Source organism: Virgibacillus ihumii (assembly GCF_902726655.1).
Classification (GTDB): Bacteria; Bacillota; Bacilli; order Bacillales; family Amphibacillaceae; genus Lentibacillus; species Lentibacillus ihumii.
This window is the reverse complement of record NZ_CACVAN010000001.1, coordinates 3,500,771-3,521,757: the sequence shown is the minus strand read 5'-3', so window position 1 is coordinate 3,521,757 and position 20,987 is coordinate 3,500,771. Positions and strand designations below refer to the sequence as shown.

Annotated in this window: 22 protein-coding genes; 8 read left to right on the top strand and 14 right to left on the bottom strand. The window is 41.4% G+C overall.

Annotated features, from left to right (window positions below; translation table 11 throughout):
- Nucleotides 1-113: 113 nt before the first annotated feature.
- The 4 genes from HUX68_RS17325 to mutY form a co-directional block, all read right to left on the bottom strand.
- Entirely contained in the window at nucleotides 114-1,880 is a 1,767-nt protein-coding gene (locus HUX68_RS17325) for an ABC transporter ATP-binding protein (RefSeq protein WP_174615973.1), read from the bottom strand.
- A 232-nt stretch (nucleotides 1,881-2,112) separates the two neighbouring features.
- Nucleotides 2,113-2,640 (bottom strand): nucleoside tri-diphosphate phosphatase, encoded by a 528-nt coding sequence (ntdP, locus tag HUX68_RS17320; RefSeq protein WP_174615972.1) that lies wholly within the window; start codon nucleotides 2,638-2,640, stop codon nucleotides 2,113-2,115.
- 298 nt (nucleotides 2,641-2,938) lie between these two features.
- A complete protein-coding gene (locus HUX68_RS17315; protein ID WP_174615971.1) occupies nucleotides 2,939-3,112 on the bottom strand; it encodes a gamma-type small acid-soluble spore protein in 174 nt (57 codons plus the stop codon).
- 164 nt (nucleotides 3,113-3,276) lie between these two features.
- Nucleotides 3,277-4,350 (bottom strand): A/G-specific adenine glycosylase, encoded by a 1,074-nt coding sequence (gene mutY, locus HUX68_RS17310; RefSeq protein WP_174615970.1) that lies wholly within the window; start codon nucleotides 4,348-4,350, stop codon nucleotides 3,277-3,279.
- Between the two features lie 93 nt (nucleotides 4,351-4,443).
- Here mutY and HUX68_RS17305 point away from each other — a divergent pair, with 93 nt between their 5' ends.
- Nucleotides 4,444-5,430, top strand: a complete 987-nt coding sequence (locus tag HUX68_RS17305; RefSeq protein WP_174615969.1) for a metal-dependent hydrolase — start codon at nucleotides 4,444-4,446, stop codon at nucleotides 5,428-5,430.
- A gap of 32 nt (nucleotides 5,431-5,462) precedes the next feature.
- Here HUX68_RS17305 and HUX68_RS17300 read toward each other — a convergent pair whose 3' ends face one another.
- Nucleotides 5,463-5,798 (bottom strand): YfhH family protein, encoded by a 336-nt coding sequence (locus HUX68_RS17300; protein WP_174615968.1) that lies wholly within the window; start codon nucleotides 5,796-5,798, stop codon nucleotides 5,463-5,465.
- Nucleotides 5,799-5,888: 90 nt separating this feature from the next.
- Here HUX68_RS17300 and HUX68_RS17295 point away from each other — a divergent pair, with 90 nt between their 5' ends.
- Together HUX68_RS17295 and HUX68_RS17290 are read left to right on the top strand one after the other, a co-directional pair.
- Nucleotides 5,889-6,548 (top strand): SDR family NAD(P)-dependent oxidoreductase, encoded by a 660-nt coding sequence (locus HUX68_RS17295; protein WP_174615967.1) that lies wholly within the window; start codon nucleotides 5,889-5,891, stop codon nucleotides 6,546-6,548.
- Nucleotides 6,549-6,729: 181 nt separating this feature from the next.
- Nucleotides 6,730-8,940, top strand: coding sequence for a choice-of-anchor J domain-containing protein (locus tag HUX68_RS17290; protein WP_174615966.1), 2,211 nt, complete (start codon nucleotides 6,730-6,732; stop codon nucleotides 8,938-8,940).
- A gap of 151 nt (nucleotides 8,941-9,091) precedes the next feature.
- On the opposite strand, the gene HUX68_RS17285 is transcribed toward HUX68_RS17290, so the two are convergent.
- Both HUX68_RS17285 and recX read right to left on the bottom strand, forming a co-directional pair.
- Complete coding sequence (locus tag HUX68_RS17285) at nucleotides 9,092-9,640, bottom strand: CBO0543 family protein (RefSeq protein WP_174615965.1); 549 nt, start codon at nucleotides 9,638-9,640, stop codon at nucleotides 9,092-9,094.
- Between the two features lie 141 nt (nucleotides 9,641-9,781).
- Nucleotides 9,782-10,621, bottom strand: coding sequence for a recombination regulator RecX (gene recX / locus HUX68_RS17280; RefSeq protein WP_174615964.1), 840 nt, complete (start codon nucleotides 10,619-10,621; stop codon nucleotides 9,782-9,784).
- 117 nt (nucleotides 10,622-10,738) lie between these two features.
- On the opposite strand from recX, the gene HUX68_RS17275 reads away from it, so the two are divergent.
- The 5 genes from HUX68_RS17275 to HUX68_RS17255 all read left to right on the top strand — a co-directional run bounded on the left by HUX68_RS17275 (nucleotide 10,739) and on the right by HUX68_RS17255 (nucleotide 14,123).
- Complete coding sequence (locus tag HUX68_RS17275) at nucleotides 10,739-11,635, top strand: TIGR01777 family oxidoreductase (RefSeq protein WP_174615963.1); 897 nt, start codon at nucleotides 10,739-10,741, stop codon at nucleotides 11,633-11,635.
- A gap of 41 nt (nucleotides 11,636-11,676) precedes the next feature.
- Complete coding sequence (locus HUX68_RS17270; RefSeq protein ID WP_174615962.1) at nucleotides 11,677-11,805, top strand: YfhE family protein; 129 nt, start codon at nucleotides 11,677-11,679, stop codon at nucleotides 11,803-11,805.
- Between the two features lie 423 nt (nucleotides 11,806-12,228).
- Nucleotides 12,229-12,438, top strand: coding sequence for a PLD nuclease N-terminal domain-containing protein (locus tag HUX68_RS17265; protein ID WP_174615961.1), 210 nt, complete (start codon nucleotides 12,229-12,231; stop codon nucleotides 12,436-12,438).
- Nucleotides 12,439-13,347: an ABC transporter ATP-binding protein gene (locus HUX68_RS17260; protein WP_174615960.1), complete on the top strand. Its 909-nt coding sequence runs from the start codon at nucleotides 12,439-12,441 to the stop codon at nucleotides 13,345-13,347.
- Nucleotides 13,347-14,123: an ABC transporter permease gene (locus HUX68_RS17255; protein ID WP_174615959.1), complete on the top strand. Its 777-nt coding sequence runs from the start codon at nucleotides 13,347-13,349 to the stop codon at nucleotides 14,121-14,123. Before HUX68_RS17260 ends, HUX68_RS17255 begins: the two co-directional genes overlap by 1 nt.
- 26 nt (nucleotides 14,124-14,149) lie before the next feature.
- On the opposite strand, the gene HUX68_RS17250 is transcribed toward HUX68_RS17255, so the two are convergent.
- From HUX68_RS17250 to HUX68_RS17220, 7 genes are all read right to left on the bottom strand, one after another.
- Nucleotides 14,150-14,851 (bottom strand): hypothetical protein, encoded by a 702-nt coding sequence (locus tag HUX68_RS17250; protein WP_174615958.1) that lies wholly within the window; start codon nucleotides 14,849-14,851, stop codon nucleotides 14,150-14,152.
- 3 nt (nucleotides 14,852-14,854) lie between these two features.
- On the bottom strand, nucleotides 14,855-15,709 hold the full coding sequence (locus HUX68_RS17245) for an ABC transporter ATP-binding protein (protein ID WP_174615957.1): 855 nt from the start codon (nucleotides 15,707-15,709) through the stop codon (nucleotides 14,855-14,857).
- The gene (locus HUX68_RS17240; protein ID WP_174615956.1) at nucleotides 15,706-16,074 is read right to left on the bottom strand and encodes a GntR family transcriptional regulator; all 369 of its coding nucleotides are present in this window, start codon (nucleotides 16,072-16,074) and stop codon (nucleotides 15,706-15,708) included. Before HUX68_RS17240 ends, HUX68_RS17245 begins: the two co-directional genes overlap by 4 nt.
- 158 nt (nucleotides 16,075-16,232) lie before the next feature.
- Nucleotides 16,233-16,415 (bottom strand): type II toxin-antitoxin system antitoxin, encoded by a 183-nt coding sequence (locus HUX68_RS17235; RefSeq protein ID WP_174615955.1) that lies wholly within the window; start codon nucleotides 16,413-16,415, stop codon nucleotides 16,233-16,235.
- A gap of 9 nt (nucleotides 16,416-16,424) precedes the next feature.
- The gene (locus tag HUX68_RS17230) at nucleotides 16,425-17,270 is read right to left on the bottom strand and encodes an SPFH domain-containing protein (RefSeq protein WP_174615954.1); all 846 of its coding nucleotides are present in this window, start codon (nucleotides 17,268-17,270) and stop codon (nucleotides 16,425-16,427) included.
- A 79-nt stretch (nucleotides 17,271-17,349) separates the two neighbouring features.
- On the bottom strand, nucleotides 17,350-18,603 hold the full coding sequence (locus HUX68_RS17225) for a ComEC/Rec2 family competence protein (protein ID WP_246206711.1): 1,254 nt from the start codon (nucleotides 18,601-18,603) through the stop codon (nucleotides 17,350-17,352).
- A 6-nt stretch (nucleotides 18,604-18,609) separates the two neighbouring features.
- Complete coding sequence (locus tag HUX68_RS17220) at nucleotides 18,610-20,739, bottom strand: ATP-dependent Clp protease ATP-binding subunit (RefSeq protein ID WP_174615953.1); 2,130 nt, start codon at nucleotides 20,737-20,739, stop codon at nucleotides 18,610-18,612.
- Nucleotides 20,740-20,987: the final 248 nt, after the last annotated feature.

Sequence of the window (20,987 nt, the reverse complement as noted above, 5' to 3'; positions counted from 1 at the left end):
CGGTCACTTTGGGAGGTTTATCAGTCAGTTTCAGACATTTATCAGCCGCTTTTGCATTATTATCAGTATTTCAAAAGAACTCCCCTGCACTGCTGCAGAGGAGTTCCCCATATCTATAATTCCATCTGTTCCGGGTTGTCCAAATTCTGAACCTGGTACAAATCATAGTAGCTTCCTTTTTGCGCCATCAATTCTTTATGTGAGCCGATTTCCTGAATCTCACCGTTTTCTATCACCACTATGCGGTCGGCATGTGTTATGGTTGCCAGCCGGTGTGCAACGATAAATGTCGTCCGGTCTGATGCCAGTTTTTCCATTGCTTCCTGAATGGTGTGCTCACTCTCCAGATCAAGTGCTGATGTTGCTTCATCAAAAATCAGGATTGGCGGATTTTTCAAAAATACACGGGCGATGGCTATCCGCTGCTTCTGACCGCCGGAAAGTTTGACACCACGTTCACCAACCAGTGTGTCATAGCCATGCTGCAGATCGTTAATAAAGGTATCTGCATTTGCCGCTTTAGCAGCTGCAACCACTTCCTCATCAGTCGCGTCAGGGTTTCCCATACGGATGTTCATGGAGATGGATTCACTGAATAATGTATTGTCCTGCAAAACCATGCCAATGTTATCACGCAAGGAACGGGCCTCTACGTCACGGATGTCCATGCCATCTACCTTGATGGAACCTTCCATTACATCATAAAACCTTGGTATTAGACTGATCAGTGTCGACTTGCCTCCACCGCTCATACCAACAAAGGCGATCGTTTCACCTTCTTTTACGTTCAGACTGACATTTTGTAATACTGACGGTTCCGCTTCTTCGTACTGGAAGGACACATTTTCAATATCAATTTGCCCGTTAACACGTCCAAGTTTCGTTGCATCTTCTTTATCGACAATGTCATATTTCTCATTCATAAGTTCAAAAACTCTGTCGATCGATGCTACCGACTGTGTCAGCACCGTAGACGAGCTGATCAGGCGGCGTAACGGACTGTACACGCGTTCCATGTAGCCGACAAACGCAACCATCGTACCCATTGTCAGATCCCCGCTTATAACAAGATAACCTGCAAAAGCGATAACCAGTAATGGGGCAAGGTCTGTAATAGTGTTCATGACCGCGAATGTCTTGGCATTCCAATTTGTATGATTCAGCGCTTTCTGCAGGAAGTTTTCGTTACGAACGTCAAATTGCGACTGTTCGTATTCTTCCAGTGCAAAACTTCTGGTGACCGGGATGCCCTGCACCCGTTCATGCAAGTGACCCTGCACTTCAGCCAATGACTGGGAACGTTCCCTGGTCAGGTGCCGCAGCCTTCCATAGAAAAACTTGACGGAAAACCCATAGAACGGGAACAAAATAATGGCCACCAATGTCAGCCACGGATCCATTGTCAGCATAATAACGATTGCGATTAAAATCGTAATCATATCCAGCCAGATGTTCATTAATCCGGTTAAGACAAAAGTCTTTGTTTGTTCGACATCATGTATTACCCGGGAAATAATTTCCCCGGTTTTTGTCTGAGAATAAAATCCCAGACTCAATTTTTGGATGTGATCAAACAGCTTATCCCTTATATCATAAAGGATAGTGTTCCCTACCCACTGCGCCAGGTATTGTCGAAAATATTCTATCGGCGGCCGCAAAACAAGGAATATTACGAACGCTCCGCCCATCAGCCAGAACAATTCATTTAATTTTGCGGCATCCGACATATTTTCCGCATTGATAATTTCATCAATTACATATTTCAGGATCAGCGGCATTAGCAAAGGTATAGAAAATTTAACAATCCCTATCAGAACCGTCCAGAAAATTTTCCATTTATATGGTTTTACAAAAGATAAATATTGCTTAATACTGCTCATTACGTCGCATCCTTATAAAAGTAGTGAATTTCACGAAAAAGAAAAGCCTTGCTACTCGATTGTAACAAGGGAACTCTTTATCAATTACATATTGCATTATAAATCGAACAACACCCATAATCAACGAATTGATTTATGCGTAGATAACTTGTGATAATCTCCGAAAAAAATGCCGTTTTCTTTGACAATCAGTCGATCTTAAAAATACCCTGTAGACTGACGTTTCCTTTTATTACCGGTACGTTAAATACCGCTCGTACCATTTATCAATAAAATCAGCTGCAAACGGACCCTTCCCCTGCCTGATCCAGTGAAGTAATATACGGACATTTTTCCATAAAATCCCATCCAATACTGATGGGTAGTTCATGACTGCTCGATGCTCTTCATACTCATCTTCATCAAGTAAATCCCAAGTCATATCAGGATAGACCTTTACATCCAAATCGTAGTCTATGTACTTCAGTGCTTCATGATCAAAAATAAATGGTGAGCTTATATTACAGTAATAATAAATTCCATCGGTTCGGAGCATTCCGATTATATTAAACCAATACTTGGAGTGAAAATAACTTATGGCCGGCTCACGTGTTGTCCAGGTTCTGCCATCGCTTTCCTTAACCGGTGTTTTATCGTTTGCACCAATTACGATCATTTCCGTGCCCTTCAATACAAGGCTGTTTTCCCACACCCGATGTAATTGCCCATTATGCTTATAACTTTGTATCTGCATGATTGAGCCTGCTTGCGGACTAACCATCCTATCGTCCTTTCTATATTTTAGCGAAAAGTTTGTCCTTATATTATATAGGCAACCGCCCCATTTATAAAGCAATACTTCTCAATGCATCTAAAAAATGGAAAATGTTGCTATGTGACCACGTTGTTCTGAATTGAGCACCTCTTCGGTTTGGGAACGTACGTTTGGACAGCATTGTCTCCCATTTCATGGTGGTCTCTCCCGTTTGGACGGCGCTCTCTCCCGTTTCATGAAACACATTAAAAGAGCTCCCTGGGAACGGGAGCTCTCTAAACGTTTAAAATCGGGGATAGGCAAGTTACTTTTTCTTTTGCTGAGATTTTTGATTCTGTTTTTTAACTTGTTGTGCATTTGTTTGTTCAGATGCAAATTCAGTACCGTACTGACCTTGCCCTTGGGCTGCCTTTTGGTTTTGTTTTTTTACTTGCTGAACGTTTGTACCAGCAGCTGACTTTTTAGGTTGTTTAGCCATCAGTATCACCTCCGCAGTCCTTAATTTGTCCAGTGCGTGAGTTTTTATCCTCACTTTAAGGAAGTAAAGCTTAACCTGTTTTGGGAAAAAATAGTAAAGGACTGCAATACACATCTCCAGTAAAACCTTGCGTATAATCCAGTAAGCAAATACAAAAAATAATCTTATTCGCGTATGTATTTCATCATTTTCTGATGTGAAACAGGGAATGGGAAATCAGCCAGGTGGTTTTTCCCAACAAACTGGATACGTTCATCGCTGGGAACAACGTTGCCCGTGACTGCCCCGAAAATTTCAAGCTGCCAAATAATATGAGAAAACACATGCTTAAGTTCTCCCTTTTTTTCGTTCAGCTTGATTGTTATCCCGTATTCCATCTCCATCCAATTTTCAATATGGTCCATGCCTATTTCTGTGGCCGGCACCATCGGGAATTGATAAAGATTGGCGAGTAACCCCCTGTCCGGACGCTTTTCAATAACATATTGATTCTGCTCATTTTGAATCAGAAGCACAATATATGGGATTTTTTTCTGCTTTTTTGCTTTTGATTTTACAGGCAAATCTTCTTCTATTCCTTCCGCGTATGCCTGACAATGCTCCTGGATGGGACAAAACATACACATCGGTGATTTTGGTGTACAGATCAATGCGCCCAATTCCATAATTCCCTGATTAAAGGAAGATGGATCTTCGGCAGATATCAGTTCGTGCACATATTTTTCAAATTGTTTTTTAACTTTGGGCAGCGCGATATTGTCTTCGATTTTCAAAACACGAGACAACACACGCATGACATTGCCGTCAACCGCCGGTACAGGCTGCTGGAACGCAATGGACAGAATTGCCCCTTTCGTATAAGGTCCAACACCTTTTAATGCACCAAGTTCCTTTTCATTGGCCGGAACCTCACCATTATATTCTTCCACGACTTCACGTACTGCGTTTTGCAGGTTTCTGGCACGGGAATAGTAACCCAGACCTTCCCACGTTTTCAGTACATCCTGCTGATCGGCGTTTGCCAGATGAGAAGGCGTGGGATATTTCTCAATAAATCGATTAAAATATGGGATAACGGTATCAACTTTCGTTTGTTGAAGCATAATCTCAGAAACCCATATTTTATAGGGATCCTGGTCGTTACGCCATGGCAAATCCCGTTTATTCGATTGATACCAACTGATTAAATCGTGCTGGAATGACGGAATATCAATATTTTGCAATGCTTTATCGTTCATGTTGAAACATCCTTTATGATACAATTATTATACTGGAAGTTTTTCGGCAAACGGCGAACTTTGTCGATTTTTTTCTGAGGAGGCTCTTGACCTATGGACACTGGTACCCATATTGTTATGGGAATTGCATTGGGCGGATTGGCGACGCTGGATCCTGCCGTCCAGAATGATCCTGTCATGTTTAACGCGGTGCTTGCAGGAACCATCGTCGGATCCCATGCACCCGATTTTGATACAATTTTAAAGCTGAAAAATAATGCAGTATATATCCGGCATCACCGTGGTGAAACCCATTCCATCCCTGCTGTTATCATGTGGGGGGCATTGATTGCCGGCATTATCCATATGTTTGTGCCGCAAGTGGACTTCCTGCATTTGTGGGCCTGGACATTTCTTGCGGTTATCCTCCATGTTCTTGTCGATATCCCAAATGCATATGGAACCCAGGCTTACAGGCCCTTTACAAATAAATGGATAGCAAAGGGATTTATTAACACTTTTGACCCGTATATTTTCTTTTTACATGTAGCAGGTATATTCGCCTGGCTGCTTGGAGCCAATCCGGGCTACACATTTTTGATCATTTATACCGTCATTATTTTGTACTACATTAAGCGATATATCGATAAACGGGAAATTGTCCGTAAAATTATGGATTATTTCCCGGACACTGTCGAGATTGCAACATCACCGACCGTTAAGCAAAATGAGTGGCGGGTTGCCATCACAACAATGGATAAATTTTATGTCGGTACAGTAAAAGACAGACACATTGAAATCGTTGATGAATTTGAAAAGATTCCATTACCGGAAAATGAACTAATGGAAATGGCGCAAGACGATAAAAACGTTTCGGCATTTCTGTCGTTCTCACCAGTATACAGATGGGAAATCAATGACTTTGATGATTTCACTGAAATCCGCTTTATTGATTTACGGTACAGGTCAAATCAGTATTACCCATTTGTTGCTGTTGTTCAGATTGATGACAACATGCGAAAAATGAATTCATATACCGGATGGATTTTTTCCGAACACAAACTTCAGCGCAAACTGGACGTAGGCGACAATCCGGTTTAAACAACAGCCCGAAAAGTTTTCGGGTTGTTGTTTTACTTTTCTACCTTGTCACCGAGCAGTGAAATCGGAATGGCTTCTTCTTTTGCATACGTTTCGTCCAGAAGGTTGATCCTGTGTCCCCATGCAAAAACGCCATTTATATAGTTTATTTTGAACCGGTGTCCGGGATCGCCTTTCATTTCATGGATATCTGACGCCTGAAAGTCATCCGGGTTCAGCATATATGCCATGGCAACTTGCATCTTTCGCTCATAAATGGCTACTTCACTTACATTGCCCACTTGTTCAGCCTTCAGTGCCTTTTCTTTGAATTTGCCAATTTCTTCCCGCAATTGCTCCAATGAATAGTCGCTGTATCGGTAATCCATTATAATTACTCCCTTCTCTATCAGTTTACATTTTACCAATAGTTTAGGAGAATGGAAATAATGATACTCACTATTTAGGAGGACAAGAATATGCCGACAGTAGCAATTACTGGCGCGGGCAGCGGCCTCGGGCGTGCACTTGCCCTAAAATATGCCAAAAATGGCTATAAAATTTTTTTGCTTGGAAGAACAGATACGAAGTTGCAAATCGTTCAAAAGGAAATTATGAATGACGGAGGCGTTGCAGAAGTAATTCTTTGCGATGTACAGGAACCAGCCTCAGTCAGTATCGCGTTTCAGCAAATAGGCGAACTCGATATATTTATTAATAATGCTGGGGTTGGTATTTTTGGACCCGTGGAAAATTACACAGTAAATGATATTCAACATACATTAAATACCAATATAAAAGGAGCCATTTTAACCGTACAATCTGCCCTGCCATTGATCAGAGCCAGTAATGGACGAATACTTACGATTATTTCCACAGCCGGACTGCGCGGCAAAGTAAACGAATCGATTTATTGTGCAAGCAAATTTGCTGTAAAAGGGTTTACTGAAAGTCTGCAGAAGGAATGGGCAGATGATTCGATTTCAATTACAGCGGTTTACATGGGTGGTATGAATACACCATTCTGGGATAATTCCACACATGTACAGGATGCATCCGGGTTAAAAGGCCCCGAACCTGTTGCCGATCAAATTTATGATGAAGATGATGGTCGAAAAGAGATTATAATTGATAGATGAAAAATCAGCTGGCATACTGTCAGCTGATTTTTTGTTTATAAATGGTTAAAAATACCTACTTTTTACAGCCTGTTTATCCAAATATCGGAAAATTAGTTCTTTTTACCCGCAGGAATTCCGACCCCCTATCGGGAAGTAAGTAGTGTAAAGAAAATCAAAACTTGTCGAAAGGGGTTTTATAATGAAGAATTGGCGTATGCTGCTTGCTGCTGCTTTACTGGCCATTCCGGTCAGTTTCGCTGGAATTGGCACAAATTCAGCCGAAGCAGCAAGTGAAGGAAAGCCTGATCCGGTTGATATCGGAAAGGAACTGAGGGGGCAGAATGTGAAGGAAGCAGATTTTGACAAATCCACCATTCCATTCAGTACCTTCAGCGAAGTGCAATCTGAACCTTATGAGCCTGTACCTGGGACTGAGAAATTATGGGTTGCACTTGATCAGACAGAGAACCAATATTACCTGAAGCCTTTTACACTGAAGGCAGTTGGGGAACATGCGGAAATCTGGGTGGCAAATGATCGCAAATTCCCACAGGAAAACCGGAACGATTCTATTCAAATTACCCAGGAGCAAATTGATTACATGCTTTCTGAGGTAGACAACAACATTTATCCGACTGATACGGAATTTTTCGGTACTCCCGACTCCCACAGCGGTGAAAACGCATTGCTGGAGAGCAGTTTGGGTGAAAATTATTACGTCAGTCAGGATAACAGCGACCGCAGCATTATTCTAATTGATAACATCAAAGATGAAAACTTCTATAATCCTGATTTCCCAAGTTATGTGGCAGGATTCTTCTCTCCAGTACTTGAAACATACACAGATCGCAACATTATCACAGTTGATTCATATGATTGGGCTAATCGTGTCGGGGATGACGCTGCCAATCCTAATTTGTATGAAGGTACCGTGGCACATGAATACCAGCATTTGATTCATGCAGACAATGATGCGGATGAAGAAACATGGATCAACGAAGGTATGTCAGACTTTGCCGAATACCTTGTTGGTTACGGACATCCGGAAGGCCATATTCAGTCGTTTGCTGAAAAGCCGGAAAACTCGCTTGTTGCCTGGGAAGATCAGGGACCACGCGAAATCCTGGCCGACTACGGTAATGCATACTTATTTCAGTTATACTTAAACGATCACTTTGGCGGCAAATCATTTATACAGGATCTGGCCAAAAATAAAAAGCCTGGCATTAAAGGGGTAAATGATTCGCTGCAAACATTCGGCTATGATAAAACATTTGATGATATTTACCGTGATTATCAAACCGCACTCGTCCTGGACGAAGAACGTAAATTCGATGGTAAATACGGCTTTGAAAGCATTGACTTTACCGTTAACACGGGTACAGAACAAGCTTACGCATCTGCTGGGGCACCTGCCTGGGGAACGGATTTCATTGAAATGCCGAAGAAAGATGATGCGGAACTGTTATTTGATGGAATAGACTTTTTGCCATTGCAATGGAAGTCCGTATCTGATCCGAATGATTCCGCAAATAACATACTATGGGGCGGAACCGGTTCGCTTACTGATAACTTCATGATCAAAGAATTCGACTTGTCGGGCACACAAAATCCGAAACTTACTTTTGACACGATGTACAACATCGAATCAACCTGGGACTACGGATTTGTACAAGTTTCCACTGATGGCGGTGAAACATGGACATCACTTGCAAACGGAAATACGACGGAAGAAGTCAATCCGAGCGCCCATCCAAAAATCAAATCGAATGTTCCCGGTTTTACTGGCACATCTGACGGATGGACATCACAAACGTTTGACCTCAGCAAATATGAAGGGCAAAAAGTATTGGTTGCCTTCCGATATGTAACTGACTGGGCTTCACAACAGGATGGCTGGTACGTCGACAACATCAGCATTGATGCAGTCAACTACAGCAACGACGGCAGCAGCACCGATGATTTCCAAAGTCTTGATGAAGTGCAGAAAAACTATGTTGACTACCTCATCTCCATTATTGAAATTGAGGAAGATGATGGTGAAACGGAATACGATGTGGAAGAAATCGATCCGCTCAACTTCACAGATAAAGATATGATTAGACTTAAAGAAGAAATCGAAAGTGATGATGATGAAAGAGTCATCATGACGGTAACATACGGCGCACCAGATGACGGATTGAACAGTGTTGATTACAGTTACGAGCTTCGTGAAGAAGATGATGATCGCGATGATGACGATGACCGCGACGATGATGGATGGGATGATGACGACCGCGATGATGACAGATGGGATGACGATGATCGCGACGATGACAGATGGGACGATGATGACCGCGATGACGACAGACGAGACGATGACGATCGCGACGACGATGATGATGATGAAGATGACGATGATGAGGACTGAGTAATTATCGGTGTGTATACATCCAGTCAACATCACTGAATCTCACTAACAAAATGGCAGCTGACCATGATGAATGGTCGGCTGCCATTTTTATGAATGATACCTGTTTCTTGTACGACGCAGTGAAAAGCAGCATGGAATCCAGTTAAGGTTATCCTCTTAGCGGAGCGAATTTTTCCACTCTGCTTACAGCATCTGCAAGCAAATAAATAACGACCTGAATAGGAAAAGAATAAATATAATTCCAATTCAGCAGCTCATAAAGTCCCAGCCAATTCAAAAACGGAAGTCCGATAAAAGATGTAACCGCACCCAACACCAATGCTTTTACGAGAGGATTAACTTGTGGTTTAAACCGTATTAATACCATTACAAGAGTCGGTACAACCAGTAAATCCCAGGGAAGATAGGTGTCAATGGAAGGAAATACTTCATATCTGTATTCCCATAGACCAAAAAATACCCCTATTAAATCGAGACCTGCTGCAACGAGTGCCGTAAAAAAGCCAACGAACAGCAAACGATTTCCACTCTCATTCCTGCTCAGGTAGTAACATATCCATAAACACGCAAGAATAATTGCAATACCCAGCCACCATCTCCAAGTAAACAAAATATGATCAAGCCATATCTGAAATTTTTCCTCATAAGCAAATCTGAAAAGCATCGAATTTTTCTCGAAAACTGATTGTACATCCAACAAAAACACTCTCCCTGATTAACTTACTGTTTATTATTGCCAACAAAACAGGTATTATGAACAGTAATCCTGAATCATTATCGTGCTGGAACACGATATTTGTTGGACCCAGTAAAAAATCAGAAGGAGGTTGCAGCTCGACTACAATTCTATATCTTCATTGTCAATATAATACTCATACTCATCTAGAAATTGATTGATTTGATCGATGGTAAATCCTTTCCGATAAAGCCCTTCTTTTATTTTATTGCGGAGTTCATAACCGGATGTTTTTTTCCGGTGCTTGCGCAAAAGTTTCTCACCCTGGCTCACCAGTGCACCCCACTCAGCATCATCATCCTTCATTTCATTCACATCAGTTAGGACGTCCTGAATAACATCCTGTGTAAATCCTTTTTGCATTAAAGTTCCCTGTAATTGCTGCACTTTCTGTTTGAACGACTTATTTTTGCTGCTGCCATTAAGTTTTTTCGCAACCCATTTTTCCGCTCGTTCATATTGGATGGCGTACGTGTACAGATTAATTGCTTCGCCGGCAAATTTCGGTTCGACGCCTTTTTCCAGTAGTTCTTTTTTAACCAGCTGCGGACCTTTGCTTGTCGTCTCAATCCGGGTCCGGACGAACGCCTCAGCAAACTGCCTGTCATCAACCAGCTTTTCGTTAATCAGCTTGTCCATTATTTGCTTAATATGCTCAGCATCAACTTCTTTTTTTACCAAATAATCATAGATTTCTTTTTTAGTCCGCATCCGATAGCTTAAAAAATTAATAGCAAGGGTATATGATTTATGTAATGTATCTTGATGGACGAGAGTGGTAACCATTGAATCATCCAATACAAGATTTTTCCGCAGACGGTTCTCGATTAAAACCGACTCATCCACACTGAATCCATATTTTTCACCATTTCCATCGTCCAAAAAAATATTATAACGATCTTTACGTTTTTGTTGCGTGGTGATTCGGGTAATTTTTACCATTGCTTACTCACCTCTCTCCTTTATTTTAGCATGAAAAAGTTCTCTGACACCATAATACGTATAAATGTTAATGTATAATAAAGGATAGTAAATGCTGTTTTCAAGGAGTGATAAATATTGAATGTACTGATTACCGGCGGTACCGGATTTGTTGGACAGAATCTTTCCCGTGCTCTAACCGAAAAAAGTCATCATGTATACATTTTGACACGTTTTCCCGACTACCATTTTGATACGGAACGTACGACGTACATCGCATATGACCACCCGATCAGCAACCTTCCAATAATACACGGTATCATTAACCTGGCAGGTGATTCCTTATTCGGATACTGGTCCAAAAAGAAAAAGGACGCGATTCATAAAAGTCGTATGGAAACAACACAATTTCTGATTGGCCTTATGAACCAGCTGGAGAAAAAACCGGATATCTTTATCAGTGGTTCAGCTGTAGGCTTTTATGGAATGTCGGAGGACTTAATGTTTACCGAGCAAACAACTAAGCCTGGCGATGACTTTCTAGCGGGGGTTGTAACAGATTGGGAGAAAACCGCAAGTCAGGCTGAAACAATGGGAATTCGCACCGTTTATGCACGTTTCGGCGTAATACTTGGTGAAGAAGGCGCTTACCCATTAATGCGCATGCCGGTTAACATGTACGCTGGCGGCAAAATTGGCGATGGTGAACAATGGTTATCCTGGATTCACATAGAAGATGTTGTCCGGCTTATGCTATTTTGCTTGTTTAGTGATCATATTTCTGGACCAGTAAATTTTACAGCACCAGAACCAAGACGCAATAAGGAATTCACAAAAGAATTGGCTGATGTTCTGAAACGTCCATACTGGGTGCCAACACCTGCCCCACTTATCCACACTGCACTGGGCGAAATGGGACAATTGATAACCAAAGGTCAGTATGTTCTTCCGGGGAAGGCACTTGAGTACAATTTCCAATTCGCATTTCCGGATTTAAAAGCAGCACTCATGCAGCTGGAAAGGCGTATAAATTGAATTCCAGTTGACAATCCTAATGGTAAAGTGAGGGATTGCACATGAATAAAAAGAGTGATAATCACCGTCAAAAAATTTTATCGAAAACCCAGGAAGTGCGCTATCAACGGGAATTCAAACGAGCAGACCGTGTGTATAACCAACTTTCCCAAAGAAGAAACCGCCACTAAGGCCGGTTTCTTTTTTTATTGTTTATTTCATCAGAATGCATCAGCTCTGTAATATATTCGCGTTTTCACGTCTTATATTCGCGATTTGATGCCGGATATTCGTGAATCTGCATCATATATTCGCGTTTTTGAGTATGATATACGCGTTTTTGCATTTAACTATTTTTTAACAGTATTTATCCACAAATTATTCACCGATTGTGCATAACCGCTAAACATATTTCCACAGCAACACCACTTATGAACAGCTTACCTGTGCATAAAATCGAGTTGTCCTGTGAATTGTGTGGACAAATAAGGTGATAACTTATGGACCGCATTTTTCTCTGTGGACAAGTGTGTTGATGAATTATTTACATTTCAATAGAACCTTTTTGTTGTTAGGTTCGTATATAGACCAATACAATAAAAGGAGTGATTTGCATGGAAGCAGTAAATCTTTTATCAGAAATAAATTGGGCAGTCATTGCCCCGATAATGGTAATTCAGTTTATCTTACTTGTTATTGCACTTATTGATGTTATTCGCATTGAAAGAACAAACGGACCAAAATGGATGTGGATTCTTATTATTTTATTTATCAATATTATCGGACCAATTGTTTATTTCATCTTTGGAAGGAGACAGCAATAAATGGCACTGCTGACGGTAAACGAACTGACCAAAGAATATGATAATAAATTGGCAGTAAATCATATTAATTTTCAATTTGATCCGGGAAAATGTGTCGCACTGATCGGACCAAATGGTGCCGGCAAAACAACTACATTGCGCATGCTGTCGGGATTAATCAAACCAACAAACGGAAATGTTTTGTTTGAAGGGATGGGGCAGCATGATGATTTACGCAAATTTATCGGCTACCTGCCGCAATATCCGATTTTTCATACATGGATGACAGGCAGGGAATTTCTTGTTTATGTCGGGCGTCTAGCCTATATGTCAAAAAAGGAAGCGTCAAAACGGGCTGATGAATTATTACAGCTGGTTGGATTGGAAGATTCCGTCAGCAAACGGATCGGGAAATATTCCGGCGGCATGAAACAGCGTCTTGGGATTGCCCAGGCCATCATTCATAATCCGAGACTGTTAATGCTGGATGAACCAGTTGCATCCCTCGATCCAATTGGCCGTCGGGATGTGTTAGGTCTGCTGGAAACATTAAAGCAGAAAATGACCATTTTATTTTCAACGCATATTTTAAGTGATGCTGATGAGATAAGTGATGAACTTTTACTGCTTCATGAGGGTAGAATTGTTGAATCCGGTTCGATAAAAGAACTGCGAGAAAAATACCAGACTTCCGAAATTGAGCTGGCTTTTCAGGATGATCCAACAGCCTATCAATCAGCTCTGGAGAATCTGCCTTCCATTGAAACCTGCTACATGAACAAAAATATGTTATATGTTACAGCCGGGGATATGCAACAGGCCCGAAAAGAAATCCTGTCCAGTGCCGCGCAGAAAGACTGGCCGTTAACCTCTTACTCCATCAAACGCACTTCGCTGGAAGATTTATTCATGAAGGCGGTGAATAACTGATGCAGTGGGTAACAATTTTACAGAAGGAATTAATCGAAAATGTACGTAATATAAAATGGATCTGGGTGCCGCTCGTCATGATTTTAATTGCGAGTTTGGATCCTGTTTCAAGCTACTATTTGCCGCAAATCATTGAAGCTGTGGGTGGAATGCCGGAGGGTACCGAAATCCAGCTTCCTGAATTTAAACCGAGTGATATCGTCATGATGAGCCTGTCGCAGCTCAGCAGCATCGGTGTCCTTGTGATTGCTTTAATTTCGATGGGAACGATTTCCGGTGAGCGCAGAAGCGGGGTTTCCGAACTTATTTTGGTAAAACCAGTTTCCTATATAAACTACATTACAGCCAAATGGGCATCAATACTCCTGCTGACGTTGACAGCAACATCACTGGGGATCTTGGCAAGCTGGTATTATGTCAATGTGTTGTTCGGGGAATTGTCATTCGGGATGCTTGTGAAAATCATTTTCTTTTACGGTTTGTGGATGACCCTTGTTGTATCGTTGTCTATTTTTTATAACACACTGTTTAAAACACCTGGATTGGTGGCGTTCTTGACTTTAGCATCGATTTTGCTGATGAAAGCAGTTACGGCAATATTCGCCCATGTGCTCGAATGGAGTCCGAATAATATTTCAAGTTACATTCATGAAATGATCGTATCCGGTAATATACCAGCCGAATTAACCGGTACATTTGTTGAAACAATCACCCTTATCATATTACTGCTGGCAGCATCGATTTTTACTTTTAAAAGAAAAGAGATGGCTATTTAAAAGGACTGGCTGCACCAGTCCTTTTTTCATTTTACTTTCACAATGGTAATCTTTCTTAAAAACACAAACGAGATAAAGTAAAAAACAACCCCTATTCCAATCATTTGATAGAAAAACGTTAATTCAATATCTGCAAACAAATTCATAAAGAAATCAATAATCCATCCCTTGGCAATACCGATAAGCAATAGTACAACCAGCACTCCCAGAAAGCCACCGCCACCGGCAAAACCATATTTATAAAAGATTAAACCGACTATAAACATAAATGACAGGAAGAAAAACGAAACTGAAGTATCGATGACAATCCTGGTATACCATGTATTTTCCAAAAAGTAGGCAAGATGCATAAAGGTAAATGTATCAATTCCTGTCGCCCCAGTAATACCATTTACTATTTCCTGCAGTACACTTGCCGCAACAGACATGGCGAGTGAAAGTGCAAAAAAGAAAATTCCCAGACTGATAAATAAATTTTTGCGCGTTGCTCCCATTTTGATTGAGAAAGGCACCGATTCCTTGACTGTTAAAAATCCCAGGATCGCGCAGTAAACATAGATTGGAGCGGTTAACATAAAATACATAAATCCATCCTCTACACTGGTTAGAAAAATCGCAAATGCGAATGATACAACCAGAATACTTAACAAAATCGTCCAGAATACAATAAGCGAATGGCGAATATCCGTAACAAAGAAATAAAGCAATCCTTTAATTTGTCTTCCCATTGGTTATGCCCCCTTCTTTTCAGTCAAATGAATCATCAATTCCTGAATCGGTATCCCTTCCGCTGTTAACCCGGCCGACTGAGCCTGCTTCATATCGGCGTGTACATAAGCAGTCATCATACCAGCAATTTTCTTCTTATCTATAACATCTTTATCGGATATAAATGCCTCCACTTCCTCAGCGGTCCCGGAAACGGCACACGTGCTGTTCCGTAATACTTCTGCTTCCTCTTTCATAACCAGCAAACCATTTTGCAGAATCAAAATTTCCTCAAACATCAAACTGACTTCATCAATCAGATGTGTGGAGAAAATAATCATTCGCTTTTCGGCTTCGTATTCTTCCAGCAATATCTCGTAAAATTTCTTCCTCGCCGCAGCATCAAGTCCAATGTATGGTTCGTCAAAAATCGTAATCGGCGCTTTACTTGCCAGACCGACGATGATTCCGAGTGCTGATTCCATGCCTTTGGATAATGTCTTTACTTTCGCATTCAGATTCAGGTTATACTCCTGAATTAATTCGTCGGCAAGCTGCTGATCCCACGTTGGATAAAAATAAGCAAAGATGCGCAGTACATTTTTGATTTTCAAATCCCTTTTAAAGTTGTTGCCTTCTTTAATTAAACAAATTGACTGCGTCAGACGCTGATTATCAAACGGACGTTCCCCGTCAATCAGAATCTCTCCGCCGGATGCTAAAATATGACCGGATAAAATATCCATAAATGTCGTTTTCCCTGCACCATTACGACCGAGCAAACCGTATATTTTCGGTTCCGCCAGCGTGAATGAGACATGATCAAGCGCGCTAGAATCTTTATACTGCTTTGACAGATTCTTCACTTCAATCTTCATCTAATTGTCCCCCTCTTTACCATTTCAAGCAATTCTTCATTACTGATGTTCAGTTTGTTTGCTTCGCTTTTTAAAGGAAGCATGAAATTCTCATAAAACGTTTCTTTTCGTTTTCCGGTTACCAACGCTTTGGCATTTTCTGTAACAAACATTCCCACACCCCTCCGTTTGACTAATATTTCTTCTGCTACAAGCTCATTAATTCCCTTTGCAGCTGTCGCCGGATTGATCTGATAATACTTGGCAAACTCATTGGTGGATGGCACACGTTCCCCCGGCTTTACCGATCCATTGATGATGGAGTCTTCAAGTTGTTCCTTGATCTGTTGAAATATCGGCTTATTTTCATCCAATTTACTCTTCATAAAAAGGCTCCTTAGTTATTCGGTTAATTACTTATGTAACTAACCATATAACTAACCAGTGATTTTGTCAATAATTTTTTGAAAAATTTTTAAAAAATATTTGCGGTGAAAAAACTCACCATAAAAAAAGAGCCCTGCACCTTCAACAGTGCAGAGCATCAATCATCTTCGCCTATTTTTTTATCCTGTGACTTGGGCAAACGCCCGGCTTTTTTAGCCGATTCGCGCAGGAGGAATTCCACATGGCTGTTGACGCTGCGGAATTCATCCTTAGCCCAGGACTGTAAAATATCATATAGCTTTGGGTCGATTCGCAGCGGGAAGTTTTTCTTTTTAGCCATATAACCCCTCTATTGGTACAGTGTTCCGGTATTTACGACTGGCTGTGTGCCATGATCAGATACAATCGATACAAGCAGATTGTTGGTCATAGCTACACGGCGCTCCTCATCCAGATCCACAATACCATCCCGCTCGAGTTGCTCAATTGCATCTTGAACCATTCCAACTGCACCTTCGACGATTTGTTTACGAGCTGCAATAATCGCGCTTGCCTGCTGGCGCTGGAGCATTGCCTGGGCGATTTCCGTGGAGTATGCAAGATGTGTCAGCCTTGTTTCGATAATTTCCACTCCAGAAACCGTTAATCGCTCCTGCAGATCCTTTGCCAGATGATCTGAAACTTCTTCTGCATTTCCGCGCAATGTCATTTCATTTTCAGTAAATGTATCATACGGGTATTTTGTTGCCACCGCACGTATGGCGGTTTCACTCTGGATTTCCACGAAGTTTTCATACCGGTCAACGTCAAACACCGCTTTAGCGGAATCAACCACTTTAAAGACAATTACAGCAGCGATTTCAATCGGGTTTCCGTTCACATCATTGACTTTCAGACGCTTACTGTTAAAGTTGCGAACCCGGAGTGAGATCGTTCTTCGGTTAGAAAATGGAACCGTAATGGCAATCCCCTCTTTCCGGATACTTCCCATGTATTTCCCCAGGAAAATAACAACCACGGACTGATTTGGCTGAACCAAGGTAACGCCGCTTCCTAATGCAACAGCCAGTATCAGAGAGATAGCTCCAAGTACAAAATATTCCTGAAAAAAGCTGAATACGGTTACTGCCAGCAATACAATGATTGCCAGAATGCCGGCAAATCCATTCATCACCCAAGCATCTTTTTCACGCATTTAGCCAACACACCTTCCCCATGTTTAGTTTCATATTGATATTTATATGATATCATAATTGTTTATTTTTGTAAAAATATTACCCAGCATCCAAAATACTGACAGGAGTTTTTTCCGTCATGAGCATATAACTATTACCATCAGTACGGATAGTCATATCACCAAACACCGCCGTTGAATATATATCAGCATTGACCTTATCCAAATTATTTATAACCCTGTCAACCGGGTGTCCGAAATCATTTGTTCGGCCATAACTTATCACCGCAAGCCGCGGACTTACTTCTTTTAAAAAATCGAGTGATGTACTCGTACTGGAGCCATGGTGCGCAATTTTAATAATTTCCGAATCAAGCTGATATTTTTTGGCCATTTCTTCTTCCTGCTCCTTTTTTACATCGGCCATCAGCAAAAAATCAATTTCCTTAAAACTGATCCGCAATACAGTCGACGATTCATTGTTGTTTTCGCTGCCACTATGCGCGTTTAATATCCTTATTTTTACATGAGGGTCAATTTTGATAAGTTCATCTTCTTTCGCAATTGCTACCGGTATTTTATAAAACAATATTTGACTGATATATCTGGCATACGTTTTCGTTGTATACATTTTTCCGGAATCCAGTAATTGCTTCACCTCTACCGATTTCAGGATAAAGGGCAGCCCACCGATATGATCAATATCCGGATGTGTTGCCACCAGCAGGTCGATCTGGTTCACATTATGTTTTTCAAGATAGGCGGCAACCTTTTTTCCAGCATCAGGTGGCCCACCGTCAATCAGAATGTTTTTGCCGGATGGGGTTTGAACTAATATACTGTCACCTTGCCCAACATCAATAAAATGCACATCCATCTTCGGCTGCTCTTCAGCATGTATGTACCCGGCTTGGCCAGTCATTATTAAAAGTATCACGATTGTCCCTGACAAAAATCTCAACATGAACCGGTTCATACCTACCCATCCTTTCTGATAATGTGACAATATAGTTTTTCCGGATGTAGGGATTACTATCCAATTTTGTGATTGATATACGCTTTGTGCGGTTGATGTTTCCCTTGTGCGGTTGATGTTTCCCTTGTGCGGTTGATGTTTCCCTTGTGCGGTTGATGTTTCCCTTGTGCGGTTGATGTTTCCCTTGTGCGGTTGATGTTTCCCTTGTGCGGTTGATGTTTCCCTTGTGCGGTTGATGTTTCCCTTGTGCGGTTGATGTTTCCCTTGTGCGGTTGATGTTTCCCTTGTGCGGTTGATGTTTCCCTTGTGCGGTTGATGTTTCCCTTGTGCGGTTGAACAAAAAGCCGCTAGTGCAGTGCACCAGCGGCTTTTATCCACTCACGGTTATTCACTTTTAGCAACAACAATTTCGCCGTTGTCAACATTCACCTGAACCGAATCAACGGTTTCCTCTTCCAGAATCAGGTCTGTGAGCTGATCCTCAATTTTATCCTGGATGACGCGGCGCAGTGGTCGTGCACCAAAACGGCGGTCGTAGCCAAGACGGACCAGTTCATGTTTTGCCTCATCTGAAATGGTAATATTGATATTGTTTTCTTCAATTGTTTCCTCGAGTTCATTCAGCATCAAATCGACAATTTCCATCAGGTTATCTTCTGACAGTTCGTTGAAGGTGATGATACTGTCAAAACGGTTCAAGAATTCCGGCTTGAAATATGCACTCAAGTTTTCAAGTGTTGAGACGGATTCATGTTCCGCACTGTTGAACCCGACATTGACTTCTTTCACACCGGTTCCTGCGTTACTTGTCATGATAATGACCGTATCTTTAAAGCTAACGGTACGACCATGGGAATCAGTCAATTGACCATCTTCCATGATTTGCAAAAACATATTTTGCACGTCAGGATGTGCCTTTTCAATCTCATCAAGCAGCAGGATTGAATAAGGATTGCGGCGTACCCGCTCAGTTAATTGTCCTGCTTCCTCATGTCCTACATAGCCTGGAGGTGAACCGATAATTTTAGACACCGCGTGTTTTTCCATATACTCACTCATATCAAGTCGGAGCAGGCTATCACGTGAACCGAATAATTCCTCAGAGAGGGCTTTCGTCAGTTCCGTTTTTCCGACACCAGTTGGTCCTATAAACAAGAATGAACCAATTGGACGATATTTCGATTTCAATCCAGCACGGCTGCGGCGGACTGCTTTGGCCACTTTGTTAACCGCTTCGGCCTGTCCAATCACTTTTGTGCCAAGGTTTTCAGCAAGATCTCTCATTTTTTCCTGTTCATCTCGTGCCAGTTTTGTTACAGGAATACCTGTTTTCTCCTCGACGATCAGCTGAATGTCGGAAATATCGACATCAATGACTTGTTCATCATCTTTTGCTTTGTCCAGTTGCTTTTGCAGCTGGATTTCCTGATATCTCAGATTTGCTGCACGTTCATAATCTTCCTGTTCAGCTGCTTGTTCTTTTTCCTTCACGATCTCATCCATTTTTTGCTGAATGGAGTTGGAATCCTTCTCAGCGTTAGCAAGATTCAATCTTGAACCGACTTCATCCATCAGATCAATTGCTTTATCCGGCAAAAAACGATCCTGAATATAGCGCTGTGACAAGGTAACAAACGCATGGATTGCCTCATCGGAATAACGAACCTCATGAAATTTTTCATAGCGATCTTTAATGCCGTTCAAAATTTTCACTGCATCTTCAACGGAAGGTTCCTTGACGATAATTGGCTGAAAACGGCGTTCCAAGGCTGCATCTTTTTCAATTTTACGATATTCCTTCAGTGTTGTTGCACCAATCAATTGCATTTCACCGCGTGCCAGTGCAGGTTTTAAAATGTTCCCGGCATCCATTTGCGAACCTTCTGCAGTACCTGCTCCAACTAAGAGATGAATTTCATCGACAAACAGGATGACATCCTGGCGTTCCTGCAGTTCCTGTACAAGTTGCTTCATTCGCTCTTCAAATTGACCGCGGACACCTGTATTGGCAACAAGTGATGCAACATCCAGCAGATAAATTTCCTTATTCATCAATTTAGCCGGAACATCACCTTCCGTAATCTTTAGTGCCAGCCCTTCCGCAATTGCGGTTTTACCAACACCAGGTTCACCAATCAGCACCGGATTATTCTTATTACGGCGATTCAATGTTTCAACAACACGTTTTACTTCATTGTCACGCCCAATGACCGGATCAATCAGTCCTGCTCGCGCTGCATGGGTTACATTTTTGCCCATTTCATCAAGCAGCCCATTGCCGTTTCCGGTATTCTGCTGTGTTTTCGTACCTGTGAAACTTTGACCATTACCTTGGAAAAATTTATCGGCAAATCCGCCTTGCTGACCATGTCCGGAATTCATTCCGCCATTCATCATCTGACCTTGAATTTCACGAAAACATTTATTACATACATGCATTTGCATCGTTTCATTGTTTATTTGCATAGCTACATTTATTGTTGCTGGTTGAATACCACAATTTTGACATTTCATGTGTCATTCCTCCTAGTAAATAAATTATCAAGGTTTGACTTTGACTATCTTTGACCTTTGATTATTATTATACTCTGACCTTATTTGACTTTCAAGTGATTTGGTCAAATTTTTTTGATTAATTTTTTGACCAAAATAAACAACGGCGCCCCACCGTCATAACGCGTTATAGTTATTGTTATCACGGCTTTTTTCATCTATAATAGTTTACACAATTATATAGGACATTTTGCCCGTTTATAATAAAT

Excerpts from the sequence above, each read along its gene's own strand:
- HUX68_RS17325 (WP_174615973.1), bottom strand. The coding sequence starts at position 1,880 with ATGAGCAGTATTAAGCAATATTTATCTTTTGTAAAACCATATAAATGG.
- ntdP (WP_174615972.1), bottom strand. The coding sequence starts at position 2,640 with ATGGTTAGTCCGCAAGCAGGCTCAATCATGCAGATACAAAGTTATAAG.
- HUX68_RS17315 (WP_174615971.1), bottom strand. The coding sequence starts at position 3,112 with ATGGCTAAACAACCTAAAAAGTCAGCTGCTGGTACAAACGTTCAGCAA.
- mutY (WP_174615970.1), bottom strand. The coding sequence starts at position 4,350 with ATGAACGATAAAGCATTGCAAAATATTGATATTCCGTCATTCCAGCAC.
- HUX68_RS17305 (WP_174615969.1), top strand. The coding sequence starts at position 4,444 with ATGGACACTGGTACCCATATTGTTATGGGAATTGCATTGGGCGGATTG.
- HUX68_RS17300 (WP_174615968.1), bottom strand. The coding sequence starts at position 5,798 with ATGGATTACCGATACAGCGACTATTCATTGGAGCAATTGCGGGAAGAA.
- HUX68_RS17295 (WP_174615967.1), top strand. The coding sequence starts at position 5,889 with ATGCCGACAGTAGCAATTACTGGCGCGGGCAGCGGCCTCGGGCGTGCA.
- HUX68_RS17290 (WP_174615966.1), top strand. The coding sequence starts at position 6,730 with ATGAAGAATTGGCGTATGCTGCTTGCTGCTGCTTTACTGGCCATTCCG.
- recX (WP_174615964.1), bottom strand. The coding sequence starts at position 10,621 with ATGGTAAAAATTACCCGAATCACCACGCAACAAAAACGTAAAGATCGT.
- HUX68_RS17270 (WP_174615962.1), top strand. The coding sequence starts at position 11,677 with ATGAATAAAAAGAGTGATAATCACCGTCAAAAAATTTTATCGAAAACC.
- HUX68_RS17265 (WP_174615961.1), top strand. The coding sequence starts at position 12,229 with ATGGAAGCAGTAAATCTTTTATCAGAAATAAATTGGGCAGTCATTGCC.
- HUX68_RS17260 (WP_174615960.1), top strand. The coding sequence starts at position 12,439 with ATGGCACTGCTGACGGTAAACGAACTGACCAAAGAATATGATAATAAA.
- HUX68_RS17255 (WP_174615959.1), top strand. The coding sequence starts at position 13,347 with ATGCAGTGGGTAACAATTTTACAGAAGGAATTAATCGAAAATGTACGT.
- HUX68_RS17250 (WP_174615958.1), bottom strand. The coding sequence starts at position 14,851 with ATGGGAAGACAAATTAAAGGATTGCTTTATTTCTTTGTTACGGATATT.
- HUX68_RS17245 (WP_174615957.1), bottom strand. The coding sequence starts at position 15,709 with ATGAAGATTGAAGTGAAGAATCTGTCAAAGCAGTATAAAGATTCTAGC.
- HUX68_RS17240 (WP_174615956.1), bottom strand. The coding sequence starts at position 16,074 with ATGAAGAGTAAATTGGATGAAAATAAGCCGATATTTCAACAGATCAAG.
- HUX68_RS17235 (WP_174615955.1), bottom strand. The coding sequence starts at position 16,415 with ATGGCTAAAAAGAAAAACTTCCCGCTGCGAATCGACCCAAAGCTATAT.
- HUX68_RS17230 (WP_174615954.1), bottom strand. The coding sequence starts at position 17,270 with ATGCGTGAAAAAGATGCTTGGGTGATGAATGGATTTGCCGGCATTCTG.
- HUX68_RS17220 (WP_174615953.1), bottom strand. The coding sequence starts at position 20,739 with ATGAAATGTCAAAATTGTGGTATTCAACCAGCAACAATAAATGTAGCT.